Origin of the sequence: uncultured Winogradskyella sp. (assembly GCF_963975125.1) — a bacterium.
Lineage (GTDB): Bacteria > Bacteroidota > Bacteroidia > Flavobacteriales > Flavobacteriaceae > Winogradskyella.
The window spans coordinates 1-8441 of record NZ_CAXBGB010000106.1; the positions used below are offsets into that span (position 1 = coordinate 1).

Genomic DNA, 8441 nt, shown 5'->3' on the forward strand with positions numbered 1-8441 from the left:
GTACATTCAATAGTGACATCAGCAGGAAGAGAAAGAGTAGGAGGTGTTGTATCTTCTACAGTAATTGTTTGCGTTGCAATAGCAGTATTATTACAATTGTCGGTAATCGTAAATGTTCTTAAAACTGTAATCGGACAGTTATTAGTTGATGTTATAACATCGATATAAGTTATTGACTGAATGTTAAAATCATCAGAAGCATTATAATCTGGATTAGATGCAAATGTAGATTGTATATCACCAGATTGTGTATTGCTATATGAAAACACAGCATTTACATTTGTAATATCTGTAGCTGCACAAGCTTCAATAGTAATTGTTGCTGGTACTGTTATTTCTGGATTTTCGATATCATCGGTACCTATAGTTGTATCAATATTAAATGTACATCCATTGGCATCAGTAACAAGAACTGTATAATTTCCTGCTGTTAAGTTTTCAAATAAGCCGTTGGTTTGCGTTGTAGTACCATTATCAATAGAGTAGGTGTATGGTGGAATTCCACCAGAACCTACTGCAGTTAGGCTACCTGTATTTTCGCCTAAACATTCAACATTTGTTACTTGAGTTATAGAACCAGAAACTTTAACAGTTGGCTCTAAAACCGTAGATTGATTTGTTGCTGTACATCCATTTGCATCAGTTATGGTAACTGAATATGTTCCTGCTATAACGTTTACTAAATCTTCAGAAGTTGCACCAGTATTCCATAGATAAGTATAAGGAGGTGTTCCTCCATTAACTGTTAAATCTACAGATCCAGTACTATCACCATTACATAATATATTTGTTACAGCTATTCCTGTACTTAACGCATTAGGTTCATTTATAGTAATAGTTGTACTCTGTGTACATAATGTTGTTTGGTCAGTTACAGTTACAGTATAGCTTCCTGCTGGTAAGCCTGTGACACTCGATGTTGTGTCTGGCAATGAATCCCATGAATAAGTAAATGGACCAACACCATTTGAAACGACAGCAGTAACACTTCCGTTACTTTCACCGTTACAAACAACTGCAGTTGAGGTACCAGAAATGGATAAATTATTACATGTACCTGGGTTTACTACAATTGTAGCAGTATCTGTACATCCGTTGGCATCAGTTACAGTAACTGAATATGTTCCAGCAGATAAATTAGAAATATTTTGAGTTGTTTCACCACCTGGTGACCACAAGTAAGTATAAGGTTCTACACCACCAGTTGCTGCTGCACTAGCAGTTCCGTCACCTGTACTTGGACCGAGCTCATCAGTTGATGTTGCAGTTATATTTAGCGCATTTATTGGTTCAGTTATAGAAATTGTTTCTTCTACAGGTTGACACACAGTACCTTCTATAGTTACACTAACATCATAAACACCAGCTGTGACTGTATTTAAAGTACTAGAAGTAACACCAGAATCAACTTGACCATTACTCCATGTAAATGTAAAAGTCGCACCAGGATTTGCATTAGAACTAGCTGTTACTGTACCAGATCCAGTAGCATCACCAACACAAAGTATATTAGTAATAGTTCCGATTGTAATTTGTGCATCACAAGTATTAACACATACAATGATAACACTTTGTGTAAGTTGGCAACCGTTAGCATCTGTTACTGTAACAGAATGATTTCCAACAGGAAGGTTGGTTGCATTTGCATTAGTTTGATTACTAGCAGAAGCACTCCATTGATATGTATAAGGAGGTGTACCACCCGAAACATCTGCTGTAGCTTCTCCATTTGTACAGCCTTGAGCTGTATTGGCATCAACTTTACTAATATTAATGCTTAAAGGAGTTGATGGTTCAGTTATTGTTGCGTTTGTTGAAATTGAACATCCATTTGCATCAGTAACGTTTACCGTATAAGTACCAGCTATAACATCATTTAAATTTTGGCTCATCGAAGAATTACTCCATGAGTATGAGTATGGTTGCGTACCTCCAGTAACTCCAATAGTTATGTCACCAGTAGCTTCACCAAAACATTCAACATTATTTACATTAGATATTGAAATACCTAAAGCAGTTGGTTGCGTAATAGATACATTTACCGTTGTATTACAATTATTAGAATCTGTTACAAGAATAGCATAAGTACCAGCACTTAAATTTTCAAATAATCCATTGGATTGATCTGTTGCTCCAGCATCTATTGAGTATGTGTAAGGTGGTGTACCACCAGACCCTTCAACTGAAAGATTACCATTAGAATTTCCGTTACAATCTACATTAGTTTGGTTTGTTAATGAAGCCGTTAAAACATTGCTTGGTTGTGTTATTGTTGCTTGATTCGTTGTTGTACATCCATTAGCATCTGTTATGGTTACACTATAATTCCCTGTACTTATACCAGATAAATCTTGACTTGTTGATCCGTTATTCCATAAAACTGTATATGGAGCTGTACCACCACTAATCGATAAATCAATTTCACCAGTACTACCTCCATTGCATAAAACATCAGTAGTAGATGTGATAGTTGAAGCTAAAGCGTCTGTAGGTTCATTAACAGTAAAATCATCAGTAATTGTACATCCATTAGCATCAGTAACTGTTACTGTATAAGTTCCGCTAACAAGGCCATTTAAATCTTCTGAAGTTGTTGAGTTACTCCAAGAAAAGGTGTAAGGTGGTGCACCACCAGAAGGTGTTATATCTATTTCACCAGTATTTTCTAGTTTACATAATACATTGGTAACTGTTCCTGTAAGTTCTAGATTATCTAAAACGAAAGCAACTGTATTCATATTTTCGCAGGTAGTGAAAGTACTTCTAACAGATAGGATATATGAACCTTCTGTTAAATTATTAAAATTAGGAGAATTTTGATAAGTCCCATTATTTAGAGCATATTCAAATTCACCGCTTATTCCAATAGGATTTGTTACCGAAACTGTGAAATCATCATTAGATGCACTACAACTAATATTAGCTTCTGGAATGGGTGGTAAATCAACAAAACTTAATGTAACATTAGCTCTGTCACATACGGAAGTATTGGGTGCAGGTAAACATACTTCGTATTCAAAAGTAACATTGCCTATAAATCCATTAGTTGGAATATAGTTATATGTCCCGTCAGAATTTAAAGAAAAAGATTGACCAGCTGGTGTTGGACCAGATACAATACTGTACGTTGAATTATCTGGCACATTATTATTGATGCTTAAATCACCATTGTATTTTGTATCAATACAGTTAATATTCTGTTGATCAACAGCATATTTCTGTAGTAAAAAGAATTTACCATCTCCATGATCTCTTGTAGCACCGACAAACTCAATTCTTGTAATACTAGATCCTACTGGAGCAATATCGCTTAGATAGAATAAGGCAATACCAACGGTTTGTCTATTTTCGTTACAGCGACCAGATTTCCAATAATCAGAACCATTTACAGGTGGTCCAAATGTACAATTTCGATAGTCTCCACTGTTTCTAACAAAAGTTTCACCTAATTTTTGTTCTGGGCCTCCTCCTGCAAGAATTCCCCAGATTTCAACATAAAAACAGTTATTTGCACCTCTTTCAGTAACCGCTAACACACCATCTTGATTTGATGGGATTGCGGGACTATAAAAAATAGTCTGTTTTTGTGCGTCTGTATTTTGTATGGCTCCAAAATTCGTACAAATATTTTGACCGTTAGGGTTAGCTGTAAAATAGTGGTTTAAGTTTTTATCTTGAAAAGCGCTGGTAGCATTAGTATTCCAATTGGCAGTACTACTATTACCACCTACATAGGTACCATTTTCTAATATTCTATTTGGATGATGTCCGTCTGGACCAAGTCTAGTCATTTCATAGCTCGTAGGTACAACAAAAGTATTATAAACGACACCACCTATTGTTACAGATTGAATTGTAGCAGCTTGGTTAAGATTTGCTTGCGTATCTGACCACTGAAATGTCACTCCATTTTGTATAGAGGGCGATTGCTGGGCAGATAGCAAGTTTGGTAAAATAACGAATAGAACTATAATCATAGCTCTTGTTATACTTACGACAGAAATACAATTGTATTTATTTCTCATACTGTACATAATAACATATAATGTTTACGATATTGCTAAGTAACATTAGATTCTATAACTATAGATTAAATTATAGCAGATAGACTATTCGTTCTTTAATAATATTGTTATTTGTTTTTTGTTTAAAATAGAGGGAAGTATTACTAACGGAAATGAAATATATAACGGATTAATATATTTTTGATTTGGGGTCATTTACATTAATTTTACAAAACAAAAGAACTGATAACAAAAATCATAAACAAACATTCGGGTTAAAAGGGGCAAATTAACCGTTAAAACGGAATTATGCAACATTTTATCGAAAAAAAACGCATTTAATCGATAGAGCATGAGAACAATCGTACTTGTAAGGCATGGAAAATCGTCATGGGAATATGACGTCACAGATCGTGAAAGACCATTGAAAATAAGAGGTAAGCACGATGCTAAGTTAGTTGTTAATCAATTTATAAAGCAGAATAAAACTCCTAAACATATTTTTTCTAGCCCAGCAAAAAGAGCCTTGAGTACGTGTAAAATCTTTGCTAAATCGCTTAATTTTCCAGAAAAATCTATTGAGATTGTTGAAGATTTATATGATTTCGGAGGTGAAAGTGTCATAAATTTTGTAAAAAATTTATCTGATGAATACGATGAAATAATGATTTTTGGGCACAATCATGCTTTTACCTCTATTTCTAATATTTTTGGTAGTATTTTTATCGATAATCTTCCTACAAGTGGATTAGTGAAAATTAATTTTGATACCAATAATTGGGCAGACATCAAACAAGGGCAAACCGAGTTAATACTTATTCCTAAGGAATTAAAATAATGACTAAAGATAAAAATAGATATATAAATAGAGAGTTAAGTTGGTTGCAATTTAATGCTCGTGTGCTTCAAGAAGCGGCAGATAAAAATGTTCCTTTAATAGAGCGTCTAAGATTCTTAGGGATATTTTCGAATAACTTAGATGAATTTTTCAAAGTAAGATACGCTACTGTAAAACGAATTTTTGAAGCAGGTAAAGGAGGTAAAAGTGAATTAGGTGGTATAAAAGCTGGTGATCTTTTAGAAGAAATAACGAAGATAGTCATCGATCAACAAAGTGAAAGTTTGGGGATTCTAAAATCCATTGATGAAGAATTAAAAAACGAAAACATTCACATTATTAACGAAACGGAGATAGACACGGATCAACACGAGTTTATAAAGAATTATTTCTACCAAGAAATAAGTCCGGCATTAGTTATCATTGTATTAAATGAAGAGATAGAATTACCAGAACTAAAGGATAGCGCTGCTTATTTAACTATAAAGATGTCTAATTCTAATGGAGATGATCAGTATGCGCTTATAGAAATATCTAAAGCGATGGATCGCTTTATTGTGCTGCCGCTTAAGAATAATGCCAACTATATCATTATGGTAGATGATGTAATGCGTCATTGTTTAGATGAAATCTTTAATATTTTTAATTATGAGACAATAACGGCTCATATGATTAAGATTACACGTGATGGTGAACTAGATTTTGATAGTGATTTAAGTAAAAGCTTTATCGATAAATTATCAGATAGTGTAAAAGATAGACAAAGTGGAGATCTTGTGCGTTTTGTACACGATAAAAGCATCGATAAAGACACATTAGCGTTTTTATTAGAACGTATGGAGATCGATGATAACGATAGTATTATACCAGGTGGTCGCTATCATAATCGTAGAGATTACATGGGTTTTCCTAGTTTAGGAAGAACTGACTTACTTTATGACAAAATTAAACCACTACCTGTTAAGGGTTTAAGCTTGCAAAAAAGTATTTTTAAAACTATTGCTAAAAAAGATTACCTAGTTTATGCACCATACCATACCTTTTCTTATATCGTTAAGTTTTTGAGAGAAGCTGCGTTAGACCCAAAAGTAAAAACTATAAAGGTTACTATTTATAGGCTTGCACAGATATCTCATGTTGCAAGTTCACTCGTTAATGCAGCAAAAAATGGTAAAAAAGTTACTGTTTCTATTGAGCTTAGAGCTCGTTTTGATGAGGAAGCTAATATAAATTATGCTGAACAGATGCAAGATGCTGGTGTAAAGATGCTATTTGGAGTTTCAGGTCTAAAAGTGCATTGCAAAATGTGTGTTATAGAACGCGAAGAGAATGACAAATTAGTACGTTATGGATTTGTAAGTACTGGTAATTTTAATGAATCTACTGCTAAATTCTATACAGACTTCACACTTTTAACTGCAAATTCTAAGATTCTTAAGGATATTAATAAAGTGTTTAACTTTTTGGAAGTCAATTATAAAATCAATCGATATAAGCATATAATTACATCGCCACACTATACAAAATCTAAGTTGTTCGCTTTAATTGATGATGAAATTGAAAATTCTAAAAACGGAAAACCGACTTATATAAAACTAAAAATGAATAGCATTAGTAGCTATAAAATGATAGATAAGTTATATGAAGCAAGCAGAGCTGGTGTAAAAATACAAATGATAGTTAGAGGTCTTTGTTGTTTAGTGCCAGGTGTTAAAGGAATGAGTGAGAATATTGAAGTTATAAGTATTATTGACAAATTTTTAGAACATACACGTTTGTATATTTTTTCTAATAACGATGATCCTAAAATGTATATATCTTCGGCAGATTGGATGACTCGTAACATTGACAATAGAGTAGAGGTTAGTTGCCCAATTTATAATGTAGATATAAAAAATGAATTGCAAGATTTATATAATATCTGCTGGAATGATAACGTAAAAGCTCGTGTTATTAACGAAACTCAAGACAATTCTTATCGAAAAAACGATGGAGCTAAAGTAAGAGCGCAATATGAAACATATAAGTATTACCTAAATAAATTTGAAGGATAAGATGCTGAAAATACAAAAATACGCAGCTATAGATATCGGATCGAATGCCGTAAGATTATTAATTTCTAACATCATAGAACAAGATGGTGAATCGGTTGTTTTTAAAAAGAATTCATTGGTCCGTGTGCCAATAAGATTAGGAGCAGATGTGTTTGTAAACGGAGAAATATCCGAATATAACCAAGAGCGTATGGTAGATACGATGATGGCATTTAGTCTAATAATGAAATCTCATGGAGTAGCTCGTTATAAAGCCTGTGCCACTTCTGCAATGCGTGAGGCGAATAATAGTAAGTCACTCTCCAAAAAAATATTCAAAACCTGTGGTATAAATATTGATATTATTAATGGTGAGGAAGAAGCAGCTATTATTGCAGCAACAGATTTGAATACTTTTATAGACCCAAATAGAACGTACCTCTATGTAGATGTAGGTGGTGGAAGTACCGAATTTTCAATAATTCATAATGGTGAGAAGGTAAAATCTAAGTCTTTTAAAATAGGTACAGTAAGATTATTAAATGACATGGTTAAAAATGAGATATGGATAGAATTAGAACGATGGGTTAAAGAAAACACCAAACAGTATTATAAGATAGAATTGATTGGTTCTGGTGGAAACATAAATAAAATATTTAAAATTTCTGGTAAAGACCCAAGCAAATCACTGACGTATTTCTATTTGGCAAGTTATTACAAGATGCTTCAAGATTTCTCTTTTGAAGAACGAATAACAAAGTTAAACTTAAATGAAGATAGAGCAGATGTTATAATTCCGGCTACACGTGTTTATCTTTCTGCAATGAAATGGAGTGGTGCAAAAGATATTTATGTGCCAAAAATAGGACTATCAGATGGTATTATAAAAAGTATGTATTATGAAACTGTATCTAGCATAGTAGTTTAGTAATCATCTGAACTGTAGTTTTTGCCTAGCAATTTTTTATAAAAAACTATAAATTGCAAGAAATTTTAGAATTTAAAATTATATTAGCCGTCTCAAATTAAATATTATGAAAAATTATTTACTTGCTTTATTATTTGCTTGTTTTACAACTGTTTCTATGTCTCAAGAGATTAGATATGGTGTAAGAGGGGCCCTTAATGTATCTAACTTAGACTTTGATCCAGATGCTACATTCGAGAACCAACATCGTAACGGTTTTGCTTTTGGAGGTTTTGTAGATTTCGGTTTAACAGAAGATGTTTCTCTTTTTACAGAATTACAATGGTCTGCAGAAGGTGGTAAGGATGAATCTATTAGAGCTGACTATATTCAGCTACCAATATTATTAAGGTTATCTGTATCAGACCGTTTAACAATAGGAGCAGGACCGCAAGTTGCTATAAAAACGTGGGAATTTAAAGATGCATTCGCAACTTTTGCTTTTTCTGGTGTTGCTGGTTTAGAATATATGATTACAGATGAATTATTTGTAGATGCAAGACTCTCTTATGGATTCTCTAATGTTTTAGATAAAGATTTAACGGATGTTACAGCTAAGAATCATGTAATGCAATTTGGATTTGGTATTAAAATCTAAA

The 8441-nt window shown here is 33.1% G+C and carries 5 protein-coding genes; 4 read left to right on the top strand and 1 reads right to left on the bottom strand.

Annotation, left to right across the window (positions count from 1 at the left end; genetic code table 11):
- Nucleotides 1-3977: Ig-like domain-containing protein (locus AAC053_RS12710; protein WP_339757281.1), on the bottom strand; the 3977-nt coding region annotated here is incomplete at its 3' end.
- A 379-nt stretch (nt 3978-4356) separates the two neighbouring features.
- On the opposite strand from AAC053_RS12710, the gene AAC053_RS12715 reads away from it, so the two are divergent.
- The 4 genes from AAC053_RS12715 to AAC053_RS12730 all read left to right on the top strand — a co-directional run bounded on the left by AAC053_RS12715 (nt 4357) and on the right by AAC053_RS12730 (nt 8440).
- Entirely contained in the window at nt 4357-4842 is a 486-nt protein-coding gene (locus tag AAC053_RS12715; RefSeq protein WP_339757284.1) for a histidine phosphatase family protein, read from the top strand.
- Entirely contained in the window at nt 4842-6896 is a 2055-nt protein-coding gene (gene ppk1 / locus AAC053_RS12720; protein ID WP_339757288.1) for a polyphosphate kinase 1, read from the top strand. Before AAC053_RS12715 ends, ppk1 begins: the two co-directional genes overlap by 1 nt.
- A gap of 1 nt (nt 6897) precedes the next feature.
- Nucleotides 6898-7803, top strand: a complete 906-nt coding sequence (locus AAC053_RS12725; protein WP_339757291.1) for an exopolyphosphatase — start codon at nt 6898-6900, stop codon at nt 7801-7803.
- Between the two features lie 106 nt (nt 7804-7909).
- Nucleotides 7910-8440: a porin family protein gene (locus AAC053_RS12730; protein WP_339757294.1), complete on the top strand. Its 531-nt coding sequence runs from the start codon at nt 7910-7912 to the stop codon at nt 8438-8440.
- Nucleotide 8441 lies beyond the last annotated feature (1 nt).